This is a genomic window from Actinomycetota bacterium, assembly GCA_036280995.1.
Lineage (GTDB): Bacteria > Actinomycetota > CALGFH01 > CALGFH01 > CALGFH01 > CALGFH01.
On sequence record DASUPQ010000099.1, the window covers coordinates 1 to 18,745 of the forward strand.

The following is an 18,745-nucleotide window of genomic DNA, read 5'->3' on the forward strand; positions in this document are numbered from 1 at the left end:
GAGATCCTCGACCAGGACCGGGTCGGCGGGCGGAGCCTCGGCCACCGGGCCGTCGCCGAATCCGGCGGCAAACCCGAACCCGGCGGCGCCGCCGCCGTCCACGGCGCCGGTCGGCTCGGGCTCGTCCGCCCAGCGCTTGGACGGCCACACCACCCCAAGGGTCCCGACCCGGGCGGCCTGGCCCCCGCCCCGGGCGAGCAGGTCCGGGACCTGCTGGAAGTAGAGCTGGTAGAGCCGGCGGGCCTGACGGAAGTCGCTGTTCCAGCCGTGGGCGAACACGAACAGGTCGGTCAGGTCCTTGCCCGGCAGCTCGGCCAGCAGGGCGTCGACCCCGGCCTGGTCGGGCTTGCCCTTCTCGTCGAAGCCGACCTCCCAGTGAGGCTGGCCGGCGATCTCGCTCGCCATGGTTGGCTCCTCTCAGATCGATTGGATGGCGCGCATCAGGTCGACCAGGCCGTGGCCCTCGAAGTAGCGCTCGCGGCCCAGGGAGGTGGCCGACTCGCAGAAGATCCGCTTGACCTCGTCGGGGCGGCCGATGAACTCCCGCCGGATGGACAGGAAGTTGGCCACCGCCCCCGACACGTGGGGGGCGGCCATGCTGGTCCCGGAGTCCTCGACGTACACCGCCGTCTTCTCGGGCGAGGGCGGCTGCCGGCCGGGGAAGGCACTGGCCAGCGCCTTGCCGGCGGCGCACGAGGTGATGCGCTCGCCGGGGGCGACCAGCTCCGGCTTGAGCCGGCCGTCGCCGGTGGGGCCCTTGGAGGAGAAGTACGACACCCCGTAGGTGTGGGGCATGTCCCGGTGGGTGGCGCCGACGGTGATGGCCAGGGCGGCGTTGCCGGGGTCGTTGATCGTCATGGTCAGCCCGACGTTGGTGTGGCGGGCCAGGGCGGTGAGGCTGCCGTAGCCGGTGTTGCCGGCGGCCACCACCACCACCACCCCGGAGCGGACGAGGCGGTCGACCTCGGCGCAGATGGGGCTCTGGCCGCAGGCGAACCACTTGGGGTCGAACTCGTAGCCAAGGCTCAGGTTGACCCCGTGGACCCGCAGCAGCTTGCCGTAGCCGTTGATGTCCTTGCGCACGTACTCCAGCGCCCGGACCACGTTCATGGACCGGCCGTCGCCCCGCTCGTCCAGGACCTTGAGGCTGACCAGCTTGGTCGCCCGGGCGATCCCGGCCAGCATCTCGGGCGGCTTGACCTCGCGGTCCTGGACCTTGGGGGTCTCGGGGCGGGCCGGGTCGAAGACCCGCTCGACCACCTTGAGGTCGGCGCCCCGCGGCATGCGGGCCGGCAGGCCGCCGGCGATGATGCCGGCGACGTGGGTGCCGTGGCCGTACTTGTCGACCAGGGCGCCGCCGAGGGCCGGCTCGCCGCTCATGGTGAAGTCGCGGTGGAGGCCGGCGACCTCCCCCTTGAGGGTGTTGTAGCGGCGGAAGTGGTGGTGGTGCTCGTCGATGCCGGAGTCCAGCACCGCCCAGGTGATGCCGCGGCCGGTGGCGTCGAAGGAGCGCCTGGCCGCGTCCGCCTTGACGGTGGCGCAGGAGAGGTCGATCAGGGGGCGGACCGGGAAGTCGGGCCAGACCCGGTAGATGGCCCGCCGCGCGGGGTCCTCCTGGCGCTGGTCCTCCTCGACCAGGTCCAGCAGCGCCGCCTCGGTCAGCTCGCAGCGGTAGTAGGTGTCGGCCACCCGGTCGGGCTCGGGGGCGCCGGGGAGGGCGTCCCGGTACTGGGCGATGAACTGGTCGGCGGCGCCCTGGAGCCCGTTGCGGTGGCGCAGGTTGAGCTCGACCACCACCGGGATGGGGGCCTCGGGGCTGGGGTCGAAGCCGATCCGCTCCCGCTCGTCGGGGTCCATCAGGGCGTCGGAGACAATCGCCCGCTGGACCAGCGGCTGGTCCCGCCGGCGCGGCTGCTGCGGCGCCGTCGGTTCGGGGTCGGGGGGTGTGCGGGGGGCTCCGCCCCCCGCATCTGTGGGCTCGTCGGGCATGGGTCCTCCAGCGATGGTCAGGGCCGCAGGGTGGCGTCGAAGGGGATGATTCTGGCACCGACCCCGACGGCGACGGTGAGCCGCGGCACCGGCCGGGTCGGGCAGCTGAGCACGATCCCCTGGACGAGCTGCTGGCCCATGTCCTCGCCCAGCAGCGACGCGCGCGCGCACAGGACCCGGTCGCCGGCGCGCAGCTCGGCGCCGAGGGGCAGGTACTGGCCGGGGACGCCCCGGAAGCCCGAGGAGGCGTCGACCACGACCACCGCCCGCCCGTCGCGCACGAACGCCGAGGTCACCCGGAGCTGGAGGTCGGTCCCGAGGACCCGGGCCGAGTCGAGGTCCGGCCGGACGGCGTCGTCCTGGCCGGGGTCGATGGTCCGCATCTGCGGGCCGGCCGGCCAGGCCCCGGAGGTGTCCAGGGCGATCGTCCGGTCGCGGGCCCGGACGGCCACCACGCCGCTCAGGTCGATCCGGGCCAGCGACGACAGCCGGGGGGCGGGCCCGGTGACGACCCGGTAGAGGCCGGGGTCGCCGTCGACGGGCCGGACCGGGACGCCGCCCTCGCGGCTGAACTGCCGCTGCTCGACCCCGGCGTACACCCCGCCGCCGGAGTCGAGCAGCCGCAGCCCCCGCAGGGCGAGGACCCGCTGGTCGGCGGGTACGCCCTGGACCCGGAAGCTGATCGAGGCGACCGTCTCACGCTGTTCGGTGGCCACCCGGCTGGCCTCGACGGCGGTCACGGTCACGCCGCCGGCCCGGGCCGTCCAGCCCAGCTTGCGCCGGTTGGCGCCCGGTTCGGGGACGGTGGTCGAGGTCGTCGGGGCGGCGGTGGCCGCCGGGGCGGCCGGGCGGGCGACGCTGCGGCCGGCCCCGAAGGCCAGGGCGGCCACGACCACGGTGGCCGCGGCTAGGGCGATCCACCGCCGCGACCGCGGGGGCGGGCCCGGGGGCTCGGTGGGGGGCGGCTCCGGCGGACGCTCGGCAGGCGTGGCGGCGTCCTCCAGGGTGGCCAGCGGGGTGCCGCAGACCGGGCAGTCGGTCTCGCCGGGGCGGACGGCGTCGCAGCGGGGGCACCAGGCGCGCATCAGCCGCTCCCCTGGCGCAGGGCCCAGGTGCCCCGCACGACCTGCTCGGCCTGGGCCCGGACGATGACCTCGAAGGGCATCGGCTCGTCGCCGTCGCCGAAGCGGCTGATGGCCAGGATGTCGGCCGCGATCGAGATGACGGCGGTCCCGCCGGACCCGTCCATCCAGGCCGGCAGGTCGGAGATGCCGCCCCTGACCAGGACCCGCCGGCGCGACGGGTTGAGGGTGGTCTGCTCGACCCGGTCGAGCGCCTCCACCGTGACCAGCACCCGGCCGCGGCGGTAGGCGGAGCCGACCACCCGCAGGGTGGTGCAGTCCACGCAGGCCACCTGCAGCTCGCAGCCGGGGCAGCCGCGGCGGCCGGCGACCCAGCCGCTGTCGTCCTCGTTGTCGCCCGAGCGGCGCTGCAGCTCGGGGTCGTGGAGGGAGCCGGCCAGCTGGTCCCGGATCGTCCGGCCCACCGTCAGCCCGCCCAGCTCGACGGCGGCCACGGCCTCCAGCTCGACCGGCCGGTCGAGCACCACCTCGGTGTCGATGCCGCTGCCGACCCCCGGCCGGTTGCTGGAGGTGGCGATCCGGGGCTGCTCCCCGCCGAGCAGCAGGTCGTTGCCGGCGGCGTCGAGGATCCGGAGCCGGTCAAGGGCGCTGACCTCGCGGCCCCGGGGCACCCCGTCGACGTGCAGCTCCAGGCGGCTGAAGCCGGTGCCGACGGTGAGGCTGCGGAGCGCGACCGTGATCCCGCCGGCCCGCGCCTCCCAGCCGTCGAAGTCGCGGCGGCCGGCCTCGGGACCGTCGTCGGCCAGGCCGGGCCCGGTGCTGGCTGTCGCCGCCGCGGTCGAGGGGGTGGTCCGGGTCACCCGCCCGGCGGCGAACGCGCCGGCCACCACGGCCAGGACCAGCAGGCCGACCCCGGCCGCGCCGGCCGCCGGCCGCAGCGCCCGCAGCCGCCTGGCGACCTGGTCGGCCCGCCCGGGCTGGGGCTGGCCGGGCCAGGCCGGCACGGCCAGCAGCTCGCGGCCGCAGGCCACACAGGACGTCCCCGGCCGGGCCTCCCGGACCTCGTCGCAGCGCGGGCACCACGCCTGCCTGCCCCCGCCCATGGCGATCTAGCTCACGATCTTGAGGTCGCGCGAGGTGGTGTTGAGGCGGCGGCCGCCGTCCTCGGTGCAGACGACGATGTCCTCGATCCTGGCCCCGTAGCGGCCCTCCAGGTAGATCCCAGGCTCGACCGAGAAGGCCATGCCGGGCTCCAGCGGCAGCTCGTTGCCGGCGACGATGTAGGGGGCCTCGTGCTCCTCCAGGCCGATGCCGTGCCCGGTGCGGTGCAGGAAGGCGTCGCCGTGGCCGCCGTCGCGGATCGGGTCGCGGCAGGCGGCGTCGAGCTGGGCGGCCGTGATCCCGGGGCGGACGGCGGCGCAGCCGGCCTCCTGGGCGGCCCGCAGCAGCCCGTACAGCTCCTCGAACCCGGGGGGCGGCTCGCCCACGACCAGGGTGCGGGTGGTGTCCGAGCAGTAGCCGTCGAGGCGCCCGCCGATGTCCACCACCACCGGGTCGCCGGGCTGGATGACCCGTCCGGTGGCCCCGTGGTGGGGGCTGGCCGCGTTGGGGCCGGAGGCGACGATGCCGAAGCAGAACGTGTCGTGGGTGGCGCGGATCGCCTCCTCGACGTCCCTGGCCAGGTCCTGCTCGCTGCGCCCGGCCCAGCGCAGCTCGCCCAGGCCCTCGACCACCCCGTCGATGGCCGCCGCCACCCTGGCCAGGGCGGCCAGCTCCTCGGGGTCCTTGCGCATCCGCAGCTCGCCGGTGACGGCCGAGGCGGAGGTGAACCGGGCCGAGGGAAGGGCCTCCTGGAGCCGCAGCAGGAACATGCTCCACAGCTGGTCACCGACGCCCAGCCGTCCGCCGGTGGCACCCGCCGAGGCCAGCGTGTCGGCCACCAGCGCGACCGGGTCGTCGGTCTCCTGCCAGGCGGCCACCTCGACCTCGAGGTCGCCCAGCTGGCCGTGGGCCAGGGGCGCCTCAAGGGCCGGCACCACCAGCCGGGCCTCGCCGGCCGCGGGCACGACCAGCAGGGTCAGGCGCTCCAGGTGCGGCGGGTGGTAGCCGGTCAGGTAGGCGAGGTCGGCCGACGGCCCCAGCAGCAGCGCGTCGACGCCCCGTTCGGCCTGCTCCTTGCGGGCCCTGGCCAGCCGTTCGGCACGGGCTGCGGCGCTTGTCCTCATAGCGGCAATCCTACCTCCGGTCAGACCTTGATCCGCAGCACCCGTTCCAGGACGTCGAAGCGGACCGGGGGGCCGCCGGCGGCCCGCCAGCCGTCCAGCACCAGGGCGAGCGGCTCGGCGGTGTCGACCGCGACCCGGCGCGACTGGTACTCGCGCACCGACGGGTGGGGCACGTGCAGGCCGTAGTACAGGTCCTTGGAGCGGGCGTAGATGCCGAGCGGCTCGCCCTGGAAGGCCATCACCGACAGGCGGCCATCGTCGGGCAGGGCCCGGGGGGCGACCTTCATCCGCCCCATGGAGAACTGGCCGTTGGCCACCACCAGCCCGGCCAGGCGCAGGTCGACGGCGGTGTGGTCCACCTCCAGCCGAGCCGGGGTGGAGCGGCTGGCGGCCAGTCCGCCCAGGGCGGCGGCCAGGCGGGCGACCCGCCCGGTGGCCTCCCCCCCGCCCCGGGCCGACACCTCGGCCGGGTAGCCGAGCTCGGCGGTGTTGGCGAACACCCCGACCCGCTCGGTGCCGTCGGGGCCGCGCCAGCGGGCCCGGCCGACGTCGGCCAGGAACTGGTTGGGCCCGAGCAGGTGGCGGGCCAGCGTCCCGGGGTCGTCGGGCAGGCCGAAGGTGGCGGCCAGGTCCTGGCGGCCCAGGCCGGCCAGGCCGAGGACGGCGTCCGGCCAGCGCGGCCCGCCCGGGTCGACCAGGACCCGGAGCAGGGCGTGGACGAGCCGGTCGGAGCCGACCGCGACCAGCAGCCGGTGGCCGTCCTCCAGGGCCTGGGCGGCGACCGCCCCGGCCCGCTCGACCGGCCGGGCCACCGCCGCCTCGGCGACCACGCCGGCGGCGGCCAGGGCGCGGCGCAGCAGGGTCAGGTCGCGGCGGGCGGCGGCCGGGTCGGCGATCAGGAACGGCGCCCCGAACGGCAGCCGCTCCCGCTGGTGCGCCGGCGAGGGCAGAGGTGCGGTCACGCCGCTCATCCTATAGAACAGCGGTTGTCGGATCGGCGCCGAGAACACCGCGCTGCATGCGGCGCCGGATACTCGACCGCTGTTCCAGGAGGGGTGGATGGACGAGGGGCTTGCCGGGCTGGCCGCCGGCTACGCGTTCGACGTGCCGGCGGCCGGGCTGGGCCGGGCAGTCAAGGGCGAGGAGGTCAACACCGGCTTCGAGGTCGCGGTGCCGCTCGCCATGCTGAACCGGCACGGCCTGGTCGCCGGGGCCACCGGCACCGGCAAGACCAAGACCATCCAGGGTCTGGCCGGGCGCCTGTCGGACGCCGGGGTGCCCTGCTTCGTGGCCGACATGAAGGGCGACGTGTCGGGCATGGCCGAGCCGGGCGAGGCCTCCGACAAGGTGGCCGCCCGGATCGAGCAGCTCCAGGCCCCCTGGGACCCGCATCCCTCCCCCGTCGAGCTGCTGACCCTGTCCGGCGACCCGGCCAAGGGCGTGCCGGTGCGGGCCTCGGTGTCGGGGTTCGGCGCCCAGCTGCTGAGCAAGGTGCTGGACCTCAACGACGTCCAGACCAGCGTGCTCAGCCTGGTCTTCCACTACGCCGACTCGGGCGGCCTGCTCCTGGTCGACCTCAAGGACCTGCGCGAGGTGCTGAAGTTCCTCGGCACCGACGAGGGCCAGGCGGCCGTGGCCGACCTGGGCGGGGTGGCCAGGCCGACCCTCGGGGTGCTGCTCCGCAAGCTGGTCGAGCTGGAGGAGCAGGGCGTGGCCGGGCTCTTCGGCGAGCCCGCCTTCGACGTCGACGACCTGCTGCGGACCGACCCCTCGGGCAGGGGGATGGTGACGCTGCTGGAGCTGGCCGACGTGGCCGACCGGCCGCGGGTGTTCTCGACCTTCATGATGTGGCTGCTGGCCGAGCTGTTCGAGGCCCTGCCCGAGGTCGGCGACCTCGACAAGCCCAAGCTGGTGTTCTTCTTCGACGAGGCCCACCTGCTGTTCGACGGCGCCTCCAAGGCGTTCGTCGAGCAGGTGCAGCGGACGGTGCGGCTGATCCGCTCCAAGGGGGTCGGGGTGTTCTTCATCACCCAGCTCCCCCAGGACCTCCCCGACGAGGTCCTGGCCCAGCTCGGCAACCGGGTCCAGCACGCCCTGCGGGCGATCACCCCCAAGGACGCGGCCGCCATCGACAAGACGGTCCAGACCTACCCGATGACCGACGTCTACGACCTGGCCTCGGCCCTGACCTCGCTGGGGGTTGGCGAGGCGGTGGTGACCGTGCTGTCCCCCGACGGTGTCCCCACCCCGGTCGCCTGGACCCGCCTGTACCCGCCCCAGTCCCGCATGGCCCCGGCGGACCCGGCCACCGTCCAGTCGGGCATCGCCGGCTCGGCCATCCACGCCCGCTACGGCCAGACCGTCGACCCCGACAGCGCCTACGAGCGTCTCACCGCCCGCCTCCAGCAGGCCGAGGCCGACAAGCCGATCCCGGCCCCTTCGGCCCCCGAGCGGTCCGGCAAGGCCCCGGGCCCGGGCGGCGTCGACACCCACGACCTGATCCAGATGGGCAAGATGGCCCTCCGCTTCATGAACACCCCGGCCGGCCGCGAGATCCAGCGCTCCATCTTCGGGGTCCTCCGCAAGCGCCGCTGAGTTCGCCGGGGGTTCGGGCCCATGCGCTCACCTGGCTCGATGGGCCTGCCCGATGGGGCCGCCGGCCGCCCGGCCAGCCACCTGGTCGGCCAGGAACTCCTCCCAGGTCCTTTGGCCAACGGCCCGGTCGGGGGCCAGGTTGGCGCCGGCCCGGAAGGCGCGGGCGGCCCGGCCGGGGAGCCGCACCGGCAGGACCGGCCGGTGCCTGCCGCTGGCCCGCAGGTATTCACGGACCAGCGCGTCCATCCCCAGCACCCGCGGCCCGGCCAGGTCGGGCACCAGGCCGGCCGGCGGGGCCAGGGCGAGCTCGGCCAGCCGGTCCGCCACCTCGCCGGCGTCCACCGGCTGGAACCGGAACCCGGCCGCCACCGGGACCACCGGCAGCCTGGCCATCTGCCCGGCCAGGACCAGGAACGACTGGTGGAACTGGGTGGCGCGCAGTGTCGTCCAGGGCAGGCCCGAGCCGGCCACGACCTCCTCGGCGGCCCGCTTGGACGCGAAGTAGCCGAACATGGCGCGGTCGACGGCGCTGGCGACCGGGACCCGGTCGGTGCCGACGACCGAGATGTACACCAGGTGCCGCACCCCGGCCCGCGACGCCGCCCGGACCAGGTTGCCGGTCTTGACCTCGTCGCCCTTGGTGGTGCCGGCGCAGTGGACCACGACCTCGGCCCCTTCGACGGCGGCGTCGATCCCCTCGCCCGTGGCCAGGTCGCCGGTCACGAGCTCGACGCCGTTCCCGGCCTCACGCCCGCCCCTGCTGAGCACCCGTACCGTGTGGCCGTCGTCCCGCAGCCGCGGGACGACGAGGCGGCCGAGGGTGCCCGTGCCGCCGGTGACGAGGATGCGGATGGTGTCCATGCTGCTGTCTCCTTGCTGTGGGAGTCGGTCACACCGGCGCCGTCGCGCCGGTCTACAGGAGAGACCGACGGCGTGGGAGGAATGTGACGAGATGAGTGAGGGCGACTGGCTCGCCGACCGCTTCGAGGAGCACCGCGGCCGCCTGCGGGCGATCGCCTACCGCATCCTCGGCTCACCGAACGACGCCGACGACGCCGTCCAGGAGGCGTGGCTCCGCTTCAGCCGCTCCGACACCAGCGACGTCGGCAACCTCGGCAGCTGGCTCACCACGGTCGTCTCCCGGGTCTGCCTGAACATGCTCCAGGCCCGCAGGTCGCGGCCTCAGCCGTCCGCCGACCCCGAGCTGCCCGAGCCGCCCGCCAACCCGGACGAGTCCGACCCCGAGTACCAGGCGCTCCTCGCCGACTCGGTCGGGCTGGCGCTGCTGGTCGTGCTCGACACCCTGACCCCGGCCGAGCGGGTCGCCTTCGTCCTCCACGACGTGTTCGCGATCCCCTTCGACCAGATCGCCCCCATCGTCGACCGCAGCACGCCCGCGACCCGGCAGCTGGCCAGCCGCGCCCGCGCGCGCGTGCGGCAGCCGGAGACGACCCGGCGGGCGGACCGGCTGCGCCAGTCGGCGCTCGTCGCCGCCTTCCTGGCCGCGGCCCGCAACGGCGACTTCGAGGCGCTGCTGAGGCTGCTCGACCCCGGTGTCGTCCTCCGCGCCGACGACCAGGCCGTCAAGCTGGGGGCGGCCAGCGAGACCCGGGGAGCGGAACCCGTCGCCGCCTTCCTCCAGCGCGCCCGCGGCGTCAGGGCCGCCCTCCTCGACGGCGCGGCCGCGGCCGTCTGGATGCCGGGCGGCCGCCCGCGGGTCGTCCTCGCCTTCACCACCAGCGGCCAGCACATCACCGCCGTCGACGCCATCGCCGACCCCGACCGGATCCGCCAGCTCGACCTCGTCATCCCCGGCAGTTCCTGACCGCGGTGGCCTGGGCCGGGGCTGCGGATCCCCAGCTTCGGGGTCGGATCACCGACCCGGCCGTCGTGCCGGAAGGGCTTGACCCTGACGTAGCGTGAGGCGCGATGATCGGTCCATGGACGGGTACACAGTCGGTGAGGTGGCGCGGTCGTCCGGCGTGTCGGTGCGGACGCTGCACCACTATGAGGCGATCGGGCTGCTGGTCCCGGCGGGGCGGAGCGCCGCCGGGTACCGGCTGTACTCCGAGGCCGACCTGGGGCGTCTGCGGCATGTCCTGTTCTACCGGGAGCTGGGGTTCGGGCTCGACCAGATCACCGAGATCCTCGCCGACCCGGACGCCCAGGCCGACGACCACCTGCGCCGTCAGCACCGGCTGCTGCGCGACCGGCAGGCGCGCACCGCCGCGCTGCTCGCCGCGGTCGAGCACGAGATCGAGGCCCGGCAGCTGGGCATCGCCCTGACTCCGGCGGAGCAGCTCGAGATCTTCGGCACGGCGACCTTCGCCGAGCGTGCCGACGAGGCGCACGAGCGCTGGGGCGACCCCGAGGCGTCGAGGGCGTCGCGGCGTCGGTCCGCCGCCTACAGCAAGCAGGACTGGGTCGCGATCAAGGCCGAGGCCGACGAGAGCATCCGGCGCTTCGCCGATGCGCTGCAGGCCGGCGAGCCCGCGACCGGCGCCGTGGCCATGGCGCTCGCCGAGGAGCACCGGGCGCACCTGTCGCGGTGGTTCTTCGCCTGCGACCACGGCCAGCACCGCCAGGTGGCGGCCGGCTACGTCGCCGACCCGGGCACGGTCGCCACCTGGGACGAGGTGGCGCCCGGGTTCGCCGGCTACGTCCACGACGCGATCGTCGCCAACGCCGAGCGGGCCGGCGCATGAACGCCGACGAGATCACCACGCTGGTGGCGGCCATGCCGGGCGTGGTCGTGCTCACGGTCAGCGAGGCCGACGACGTCCCCGAGGCGTGGTGGGGCGACACGTTCTTCTACTACGACCCGCACGGCGACCAGCCGGTGGACCGGCGGCTGCCGTTCGCCACCGTGATCCACCACGACTACGAGGGCTTCGACACGGACTCGGACCTGAACCGGGACGGCGTGTTCCGGCTCAACATCGCCGCCGGCCGCGACCGCTTCGAGGAGCTGCTCGGCTACCCTCCGGCCGCGTACGCGGCCAACCGCGACCGGTTCGACTACACCGCCCTCGACCGGCTGCTCCCCCACCCCGCCTACGCCGTCCAGGGCTGGGTCGCGATCCTCAACCCGGGCGAACGGACCAGCGCCCAGGCACGGGACCTGCTCGCCAACGCCCACGAGCGAGCCGCTCGGAGGCTGCGCCGCAACTAGCAGGGTTCCTCCGTATGTCAAGGCTCGGGGTGGCTACCTGGAGCATCAGGGGCTCGCCGACGCCGAGCGTGCCTCGGAGCGGTTCTTCATGACAGGGTTGGTGGCTGATGAGCATCGACGGCGTTCCGGCGATGCCCGGATGGCATGCCTCGAGAGGCGGTGGTCGAGATGGGCTCTACGGAATTGTCGGTCCTCGGGGTCCCGACGAGCGCCGGCGCGCATCACGCCGGACAGGACCTGGCGCCCGCCGCGCTGCGCGAGCGCGGTTTCGTCGCCGGGCTGCGGGGCGCGGGGCTGCGCGTGACGGAGGCCGGCGACGTGGCCGGCGAGGTGTTCAGGGCCGACGCCGCCGACGCGACGGCCCGCAACCTCGGGGCGGTGGTGCGCGTGGCGCGGTCCGTCGCCGCCGCCGTCGAGCGCGAGGCGCGGGTCGGCCGCGTGCCGATCGTGCTCGGCGGCGACTGCACCATCACCCTCGGCGTCGTGGCCGGCCTCCAGCGCGTCCACGAGGACGTGCGCCTGGCGTACTTCGACGGGGACGCGGACCTGAACTCGCCGCAGCGCACGCGCAGCGGGATCCTCGACGCCACCGGCGTCGCGCACCTCCTGGGGATCGCCGACACGCCGTTGGCGCAGATCGGTCGGACCAACCCGCTGCTCGGCGACCACCAGCTCGTCCTGCTCGGCTACGATCCCACCGATCCCGACAGCTTCGACGCGGACCAGCTCAGGGCGCGTCCCGCGCTCCGGCACTTCGACGACGCCACTGTCAGGGCCGACCCGATCGCCACCGCGCGGCTCGCCGTCGAGGCCCTCACGAGCCCGGACGCCGCCATCGCGGTCCATTTCGACGTCGACGCCGTCGACTCCCGCGATCTCCCGCTGGGGAACTTCCCGCACTACGGCACCGGCGTGCCGCTCGCCACGGCCGGGCTGGTCCTCGAGGAGTTGCTCGCCGCTCCGGGTGTGCGGGCGCTGGTCCTCACGGAGGTCAACCCGACGCACGACCCGGCGGGAACCCAGCTCTCCCGCTACGTCGAAACGGTGACCCACGCGATCGCGCAAGCGCTGCACCCGTCCCGGCGCGACGAGGGACCGGGCTAGCCTAGGCCTCCGCCTCGCCAGGGCGCGGCCGGAGGCGTTGATCGGCCACCAGGCATCGATAGTGGCATCCGATAGCCGGCGTTCAGGCACGGCAGCGCTTCGTTGACTACGAGCCGGTTTCAGAACTGGCGGGGGCTGTGTCGGGACTACCGACCAGGACCCGAACGACCTCGCCGACCGAGCAGGTACCACCTGGAGCCCGACGGCCCGGGGCCGGGCCCGACCCACCCTTCTACAGCAAGCCAGAGTAGGCGACCACGCCGCGCTGGCAGGCGTCGACGGCGGCGCGGGCGGTGGTCTGGACCTCGGGGTCGTCGGCGACCAGGGCGATCTGGCGGAGCAGGTCGATGAGCTGCTTGGTGACCCGGACGAAGTCGCCGGGGGTGATGTCCTCGGCGGCCAGGACGTCCTCGAGGGGGTCGCCGCTGGCCCAGCGATGGGCGGGGTCGGCGAAGCCGGGGTCGAGCTCGCGGGTCAGGGACAGGCCGCCCGCCTCCTCGTGGGCGCGGACCTCCTCCTGGAGCTTGGCCAGGGCGTCAAGGGCGGCCTCGACGGCCCGGGTGGGCGCGAGCGGCGGGTCGCCCGGGGGGCCGTCGGCGCCGCGGGTCTCGTAGACCAGGCTGGAGACGCAGGCGGCCAGCTCGGCCGGCTCGAGCCCGCGCCAGACCCCGCGGTGCATGGCCTCCACCACCACCAGGTCGGTCTCGGCGTACACCCGGCGCAGGGTCTCGCCCTTGGGGGTGAGGGCGAAGCCGTCCACGTACCCGAGGCTGCCGAGCACCTCCAGGACCCGGTCGAAGGTCCGGACCAGCGACCCGGTGCGCCGCCGCACCCGCTCGGCCAGGGCCCGCTGCTCCTTGGCCAGCTGGTCGTGGCGCTGCATCCACCTCTCGTGCTCGGCCAGGTCGGGGCAGCCGTGCACGGGGTGGGCGCGCAGCTCGTCCCGGAGGGCGGCCAGCTCCGGGTCGTCGGCGCCGGGCCGCCGGCGGCGCCGGGGCCGGGGGACCGAAGGCGGGTCGAGCTCGGCCAGGGCCCTGGCCACGTACGACTTGAACCGGGGGCTCTTGGGGCTGAGCTGGCGAGGCATGGCCACCTTGCCGACCCGCACCGGGATGCCGCCCAGGTCGCGGACGGCGACCCGGCGGACCCGGCGGTCCTCGGTCAGGACCAGGATCCCGGTCGAGTTGTCGCGGCCGCCGGCCGGCCCGATGACCGCGGCCAGCCCGCGGCGGCGCCCGCCGGGCAGCCAGATGACGGTGCCGGGGGTCAGCGAGCGCAGCGCCTCGGCCGCCTCCTGGGTCTCGGCCCGGCGGTCGGCGTCGGCCAGGGTGCTCTCGCGGGCCCGCAGCCGCCGGCGCAGCTCCCAGTACCCGGTGATGTCGCCCCGGTCGCAGGCCGCCGACTCCAGGTAGCCGGCGAGGAAGCGGGCGTTGCGGGCCATGGTCTGCTCGGCCCCGTGCACGGTCCGGTCGGCCAGGAACTGGGCGAACGAGGAGGCCAGCAGCCGCTCGGCCTGCCCCCGCTCGTAGTTGGCGACCAGGTTGACGGCCATGTTGTAGGAGGGACGGAACGACGAGGTGAGCGGGTAGGTGCGGGTCGAGGCCAGCCCGGTGATCCGCTCGAAGGGGATGTAGGGCTGGTGGAGCACGACCGCGGCTCCGCGGCTGTCGATCCCGCGCCGGCCGGCCCGCCCCGTGAGCTGGGTGTACTCGCCCGGGGTGAGCAGCTCGTGGCGCTCGCCCTGCCACTTGGTGAGCCGCTCGATGGCCACCGTCCGGGCCGGCATGTTGATCCCCAGCGACAGCGTCTCGGTGGCGAACACCACCTTGACCAGTCCCTGGGCGAACAGCTCCTCGACCGCCTCCTTGAACAGGGGCAGCATGCCGGCGTGGTGGCTGGCCACGCCGCGGCCCAGCGACTCGGCCAGGAGGTCGTAGCCGAGCGCGTCCAGGTCGGCCGGGTCGATGGGGGCCACCTTGAGCTCGAGGAACTCGAGGATCTCGGCCCGCTCGGCGTGGCTGGTGAGCCGGATGTTGCCGGCCCGGCACTGCTCGAGGGCCTGGTCGCAGCCGGCCCGGGAGAAGATGAAGTAGATGGCCGGGAGCAGCCGCTCCGCCTCCAGCAGGTCGACCACCTCGACCCGGGACGGCACCCAGCCCCGGCCCGCCGGTCTCGGTCCGGTGCGTTGATGCGGGCGGCCCTTGGTGTCGCGGCCCGGGCGCCACTCGCGCTCGCCCCGGCGGGCCAGGGCCGGGTTCGGGACGACGTCGTCGCCCCTGGTCACGAACATCGGCTGCAGCTCGCGGCCGATCAGGTAGTAGTTGTCGAGGGGGACGGGCCGGCGCTCCTCGATCACCACCTCGGTGGCGCCGCGGGTCGCCTCCAGCCACTCGCCGAACTCCTCGGCGTTGGAGACGGTGGCCGACAGGCTGGCCACCCGGACCTCGACCGGGAGGTTGATCAGGACCTCTTCCCAGACCGCCCCCCGGACCCGGTCCTGGAGGTAGTGGACCTCGTCCATGACCACATAGCGCAGGCCGCCGAGGGTGGGGCTGCCCTCGTAGAGCATGTTGCGGAGCACCTCGGTGGTCATCACCACCACCGGGGCCTCGCCGTTGATCGAGTTGTCGCCGGTGAGCAGGCCGACCCGGGCCGCGCCGTGGCGGGCCACGAAGTCGCCGAACTTCTGGTTGGAGAGGGCCTTGAGCGGGGTGGTGTAGAACGCCTTGCCGCCCGAGCGCAGGGCCAGCCAGACGGCGAACTCCCCCACCACCGTCTTGCCGGCCCCGGTGGGGGCGGCGACCAGCGCGCCCTGGCCCGCGGCCAGGGCCAGGCAGCCGCGCCGCTGGAAGTCGTCCAGCTCGAAGCGGTAGCCGCCGGCGAACTCCTCCACGAGCGCCGGATGGTGGGTGTCCATGGCGCTCATGCTGCCAGCCGCGCCCCCCTCGGCGCTCGGGGTTGCCTACCGCATGCTGAAGGCCCGCACCGGCAGGTCGGCGGCGCGCAGGCGCCGGGCCAGGTCGGCCGCGAACGGGTGCTCGTCGAGCCCGAGGCCGCGCGGGTTGGCGACCAGGAAGTGGACCTGGCCGCCGGCCCGGCGGGCCTCGAAGCGGGCCCCGTAGCCGCGCAGCAGCCGTTCCGCGCCGGCGGCCCCGGCCGCGGCCACGGTGAGCCGGATCGGCCGGTCGAGGCCGGACAGCCGCCCGGCCGCCGCCCGCGCCGCCGCCACCCCGGCCGCCCGGTCGGCCGCCCCGGCGGCGGCCGCCTCGGGCGCCGGCCCGAGCACGGCGTTGCGGAGCAGCCGCTGGGTGCCGTCGGTGAAGGCCCGGAAGTTGGGCTCGAACGAGAACAGCACCGCCCGGCCGGCGCCGACCGGCTCGTCGACCACCGCGGCCGTGCCGCCCAGCTCCTCCTCGCCGGCGGCGAACCCGGAGACGAAGAAGTCGGGGTGGCCGGCCGGCGGGTAGGCCACGGCGGCATGGGCCGGGTCGCTGGCCCGCATGACCGCGTCGTAGGCGTTGAACGCCCAGGCGAAGGGGCCGACGTCGTCGCCCAGCGGGCTGTCCCGGTCGACCCGGACCCGCAGCAGGCTGCCGGGGATGTCGGAGGTCGGCTCGGCCAGGGTGGCGGTGGTGATGCCGAGGCCGGCGGCCAGGCGGGTGCCGCCGCGCCAGCCGACGTAGCGCCCGCCGGCCTCGACCCAGTCGACCAGCGCCTGCTGGCCGGCCGGGCCAAGGGCCGCGGCGGCGTCGGTCTCGGAGCCGTCGGGGACCAGCAGCACCTCGGCGCCGTCCAGGCCGCCGGCGGCGATGGCGGCGGCGTCCACCGCCCGGTACGGGAGCCGCCAGACCCGCTCCAGCAGGTAGCGCAGCCAGCCGCCGGACTCGATGTCGGTGGACCCCTCATCGAGGAACGCGGCCACCGCCGGCGGGCCGGCGGGCGGCTTGGGCCGGCCGGGGTCGTCCAGCGGCCGCACCCGCGACGCCGCCGGGTCGAGCACCGCCCCCGAGCTGCCGCCACGCAGGTTGAACAGCAGCGGGCTGCTCCAGCCGGTGACGTCGTAGAAGTAGGGGAACGGCGTGTAGGTGTCCTCGTTCAGCATCGCCTGGACCCAGTGCTTCTGGGCCTGGGCCATCGGCACCCAGTAGGTCCCGGCCGGCAGCACCGCCGAGCGCGGCGCCCGGCCGTAGGCCTTGTAGTCGGGGACCGCCAGCGGCTTGCGCAGCTTGTAGACCTTGACGTCCATGCGCTGCAGGCGCCGCACCAGGGCCCGCACCTCGGCCGCCTTGTCCGGGTCGTCGGCGCGCACGAACCAGTGGCGCAGCCGCCGGTCGGGCACCTGGGTGACCAGCTCGTTGCCGGGGTTGATGATCTCGTTGGGCTCCAGCTGCCCGGCCTGGCCCTGCCGCCAGGCCTCGACCCAGGCGCCGCGCCAGCGGGCCAGGATGTCGTCGGCGTTGACCGCCCCCGCCGACAGCGACACCCACTGGGTCAGGTACTGCTCGTAGACCCGCCGCGGGGTCGGGTCGCCGCTGGCCTTCTCGAAGGTCATGCCGGCGGCGATGAAGCCGGTCGAGGGCACGGTGTCGCCGTAGCCCATGTAGAACAGGTCGTAGACGTCGCGGTTGAAGAACGGGATGCCCTGGCGGGTGAACTCGTCGATCATGGCCGCGCCGTACAGGTTGTTGATCCAGTCGACCGACTCGTCGGTGATCTCGTGGTAGATGGGGTCGGCGTTGGGCGGGAAGAAGTAGGTCTCGCGGCCCATCTCGTGGGCGTCGATGAACAGCACCGGTGGGTAGCGGCGCAGCAGCTCGACCTTGCCGTCGGTCTCGGGCTGGGTGCGGGCGAACCAGTCGCGGTTCAGGTCGAAGCCGTAGATGTTGCGCCGGGTGTCGGCCTCGCGCCCGTCGGGGTTCTGGATCGGCAGCAGCACCACGACGGCGTTGTCGAGGATCTGGTCGGCGGCGCAGTCGCGGCGGTCGGCCAGCTCGTACAGGACCCGGAGGGCGGCGTCGGTGCCGCTCTCCTCGCCGCCGTGGACGTTGCCGGCCACCCACAGGATGGCCGGGGTGGTCCTGGCCAGGTGCTCGGCCACCTTGGCCGGGGTGCGGGGGTCGCGCAGCAGGGCGGTCTGGTGGCGGATGCGGGCCAGGCCGCCGGGGGTGACGTTGCCGGGCCGGCCGATGATGGCGTAGCGCAGGGACCGGCCCTGCCAGGACACGGCGGCGGTGCCGGCGACCACCCGGGAGCTGGCCGACGCCACCGCCTGGAGGTAGGCGTCGGACTCGGCCACGGTGACGTCACGCTCGCCGAGCGGGAAGCCGATGACCTCCTCGGCCGTGGGGACCCGGCCGGCGAACTCCGGCGGGGTCTGGACCGGGTCGCAGGCCGGCGGGGCCGGCGGGGCGGCCGACGCGGCCACAGGCGCCAGGGTGGCGCCGGCGACGACCAGTAGGAGCAACGCGGCAAGACGGGCACGGCGCATCCCGGACCTCCCCCATCGGCGCACAGAGCGGACATTCTCCCACGAAGTAGACAGGCTGAGGAGCCCCAGGACACCGCCGGTCGATCAGCCGTCAGGGCCGACCGGGAACCCGGGGGCGGGGTCGGCGGCCAGGACGGTGATGGCCGCCGGGCGGACCTCGAAGGTGGCCGGCAGGGTCCCGGCGGGCTCGCCGTCGGCGTAGACGGCCAGGGTGCGGTCGGCGTCCAGGTCGACCCGGGCGGCGCGGTGGACGGCCACCGCCGGGTGCTCGACGTGGCGGCCGGAGAACACCTTGGGGAAGGTGCGGAGGAACTCGAGCTTGCCGATCTCGTGGATGACGACCACCTCCAGCAGGCCGTCGTCCAGGCTGGCCCGGGGGGCGACCCGCATGCCGCCGCCGTAGCTGGGGCCGTTGGCCACCGCCACCAGCCAGCCCCGCAGCGGCATGGCCCGGCCGTCAAGGACCAGCTCGAAGGCGGCGACGCGGCCCACCACCAGCTCGGCCAGGACGGCCCCGACGTAGCGGGGACGGTTCCCGGCCCAGCCGAGGCGCTGGTTGGCGATCCGGTTGACCTCCGAGTCGAACCCGGCCCCGGCGACGTTCAGGTAGGCCCGCCCGGCGACCGTGGCCAGGTCGGCCGGCCGCCGCCGCAGCCGCGGGACCAGCCCGGCCGCGGCCAGCGGGTCGTCCGGGGGCAGCCCCAGGCTGCGGGCGGCGTCGTTGCCCCCGCCGGCCGGGACCACCCCGAGCGCGGCCCGCGCGCCGGGGCCGGCGTCGGCCAGCCCGCCCGCGCAGGCGCCGACGGTGCCGTCGCCGCCCATGGCCACGACGGCGTCGAAGGTCCCGGCGGCGTCGCAGGCGGCCAGCCGGGCGTCCTCCAGCGACCGGGTCGGGTGCCGGGCGACCTCGATCCCGTCGGCGGCCAGCCGCTCGGCCACCTGCGACACCAGCCGCCCGGCCCGCCCCCCTCCCGCGGTCGGGTTGACGACCAGCAATGCCCTCAACGACGCCCGCACCCGGGCCATGGCGCAGGCGCTCCGGCGCGCCGGTCGGGTATGCCCGACGCGCGTGCGGAGGGCCTGCCACAGC

The 18,745-nt window shown here is 75.1% G+C and carries 15 protein-coding genes; 5 read left to right on the forward strand and 10 right to left on the reverse strand.

What is annotated here, in order from left to right; translation table 11 throughout:
- The 6 genes from VF468_02835 to VF468_02860 form a co-directional block, all read right to left on the reverse strand.
- A partial coding sequence (locus VF468_02835; GenBank protein ID HEX5877247.1) for a hypothetical protein occupies positions 1-405 on the reverse strand: 405 nt, incomplete at its 3' end.
- Between the two features lie 12 nt (positions 406-417).
- Positions 418-1,989, reverse strand: a complete 1,572-nt coding sequence (locus tag VF468_02840) for a S8 family peptidase (protein ID HEX5877248.1) — start codon at positions 1,987-1,989, stop codon at positions 418-420.
- A 17-nt stretch (positions 1,990-2,006) separates the two neighbouring features.
- Positions 2,007-3,074, reverse strand: coding sequence for a hypothetical protein (locus VF468_02845; GenBank protein ID HEX5877249.1), 1,068 nt, complete (start codon positions 3,072-3,074; stop codon positions 2,007-2,009).
- Positions 3,074-4,174 carry a hypothetical protein gene (locus VF468_02850; protein ID HEX5877250.1) on the reverse strand — a complete coding sequence of 367 codons (1,101 nt, stop codon included), beginning with the start codon at positions 4,172-4,174 and terminating at the stop codon, positions 3,074-3,076. Before VF468_02850 ends, VF468_02845 begins: the two co-directional genes overlap by 1 nt.
- 6 nt (positions 4,175-4,180) lie before the next feature.
- Positions 4,181-5,296: a Xaa-Pro peptidase family protein gene (locus VF468_02855; GenBank protein HEX5877251.1), complete on the reverse strand. Its 1,116-nt coding sequence runs from the start codon at positions 5,294-5,296 to the stop codon at positions 4,181-4,183.
- Between the two features lie 20 nt (positions 5,297-5,316).
- On the reverse strand, positions 5,317-6,258 hold the full coding sequence (locus tag VF468_02860; GenBank protein ID HEX5877252.1) for a hypothetical protein: 942 nt from the start codon (positions 6,256-6,258) through the stop codon (positions 5,317-5,319).
- Positions 6,259-6,355: 97 nt separating this feature from the next.
- On the opposite strand from VF468_02860, the gene VF468_02865 reads away from it, so the two are divergent.
- The gene (locus VF468_02865; GenBank protein HEX5877253.1) at positions 6,356-7,891 is read left to right on the forward strand and encodes a helicase HerA-like domain-containing protein; all 1,536 of its coding nucleotides are present in this window, start codon (positions 6,356-6,358) and stop codon (positions 7,889-7,891) included.
- Between the two features lie 27 nt (positions 7,892-7,918).
- Here the strand turns inward: VF468_02865 and VF468_02870 are convergent, their stop codons facing one another.
- Positions 7,919-8,752: an NAD(P)H-binding protein gene (locus VF468_02870; GenBank protein HEX5877254.1), complete on the reverse strand. Its 834-nt coding sequence runs from the start codon at positions 8,750-8,752 to the stop codon at positions 7,919-7,921.
- Between the two features lie 91 nt (positions 8,753-8,843).
- On the opposite strand from VF468_02870, the gene VF468_02875 reads away from it, so the two are divergent.
- The 4 genes from VF468_02875 to VF468_02890 all read left to right on the forward strand — a co-directional run bounded on the left by VF468_02875 (position 8,844) and on the right by VF468_02890 (position 12,167).
- Positions 8,844-9,716, forward strand: coding sequence for a sigma-70 family RNA polymerase sigma factor (locus VF468_02875; protein HEX5877255.1), 873 nt, complete (start codon positions 8,844-8,846; stop codon positions 9,714-9,716).
- 115 nt (positions 9,717-9,831) lie between these two features.
- Positions 9,832-10,596 (forward strand): MerR family transcriptional regulator, encoded by a 765-nt coding sequence (locus VF468_02880; GenBank protein ID HEX5877256.1) that lies wholly within the window; start codon positions 9,832-9,834, stop codon positions 10,594-10,596.
- On the forward strand, positions 10,593-11,063 hold the full coding sequence (locus VF468_02885; protein ID HEX5877257.1) for a DUF6194 family protein: 471 nt from the start codon (positions 10,593-10,595) through the stop codon (positions 11,061-11,063). Before VF468_02880 ends, VF468_02885 begins: the two co-directional genes overlap by 4 nt.
- Before the next feature lie 168 nt (positions 11,064-11,231).
- On the forward strand, positions 11,232-12,167 hold the full coding sequence (locus tag VF468_02890; GenBank protein ID HEX5877258.1) for an arginase family protein: 936 nt from the start codon (positions 11,232-11,234) through the stop codon (positions 12,165-12,167).
- A gap of 232 nt (positions 12,168-12,399) precedes the next feature.
- Here VF468_02890 and VF468_02895 read toward each other — a convergent pair whose 3' ends face one another.
- The 3 genes from VF468_02895 to VF468_02905 form a co-directional block, all read right to left on the reverse strand.
- Positions 12,400-15,093, reverse strand: coding sequence for a DEAD/DEAH box helicase (locus tag VF468_02895; protein ID HEX5877259.1), 2,694 nt, complete (start codon positions 15,091-15,093; stop codon positions 12,400-12,402).
- Between the two features lie 36 nt (positions 15,094-15,129).
- Positions 15,130-17,655: a M14 family zinc carboxypeptidase gene (locus VF468_02900; GenBank protein HEX5877260.1), complete on the reverse strand. Its 2,526-nt coding sequence runs from the start codon at positions 17,653-17,655 to the stop codon at positions 15,130-15,132.
- Between the two features lie 84 nt (positions 17,656-17,739).
- On the reverse strand, positions 17,740-18,745 hold a 1,006-nt coding region (locus tag VF468_02905; GenBank protein ID HEX5877261.1), incomplete at its 5' end, for a diacylglycerol kinase family protein.

What these genes read in the sequence shown, in the direction of transcription:
- VF468_02840 (HEX5877248.1), bottom strand. Translation starts at nt 1,989, where the DNA reads ATGCCCGACGAGCCCACAGATGCGGGGGGCGGAGCCCCCCGCACACCC.
- VF468_02845 (HEX5877249.1), bottom strand. Translation starts at nt 3,074, where the DNA reads ATGCGCGCCTGGTGCCCCCGCTGCGACGCCGTCCGCCCCGGCGAGACC.
- VF468_02850 (HEX5877250.1), bottom strand. Translation starts at nt 4,174, where the DNA reads ATGGGCGGGGGCAGGCAGGCGTGGTGCCCGCGCTGCGACGAGGTCCGG.
- VF468_02855 (HEX5877251.1), bottom strand. Translation starts at nt 5,296, where the DNA reads ATGAGGACAAGCGCCGCAGCCCGTGCCGAACGGCTGGCCAGGGCCCGC.
- VF468_02865 (HEX5877253.1), top strand. Translation starts at nt 6,356, where the DNA reads ATGGACGAGGGGCTTGCCGGGCTGGCCGCCGGCTACGCGTTCGACGTG.
- VF468_02870 (HEX5877254.1), bottom strand. Translation starts at nt 8,752, where the DNA reads ATGGACACCATCCGCATCCTCGTCACCGGCGGCACGGGCACCCTCGGC.
- VF468_02875 (HEX5877255.1), top strand. Translation starts at nt 8,844, where the DNA reads ATGAGTGAGGGCGACTGGCTCGCCGACCGCTTCGAGGAGCACCGCGGC.
- VF468_02880 (HEX5877256.1), top strand. Translation starts at nt 9,832, where the DNA reads ATGGACGGGTACACAGTCGGTGAGGTGGCGCGGTCGTCCGGCGTGTCG.
- VF468_02885 (HEX5877257.1), top strand. Translation starts at nt 10,593, where the DNA reads ATGAACGCCGACGAGATCACCACGCTGGTGGCGGCCATGCCGGGCGTG.
- VF468_02890 (HEX5877258.1), top strand. Translation starts at nt 11,232, where the DNA reads ATGGGCTCTACGGAATTGTCGGTCCTCGGGGTCCCGACGAGCGCCGGC.
- VF468_02895 (HEX5877259.1), bottom strand. Translation starts at nt 15,093, where the DNA reads ATGAGCGCCATGGACACCCACCATCCGGCGCTCGTGGAGGAGTTCGCC.
- VF468_02900 (HEX5877260.1), bottom strand. Translation starts at nt 17,655, where the DNA reads ATGCGCCGTGCCCGTCTTGCCGCGTTGCTCCTACTGGTCGTCGCCGGC.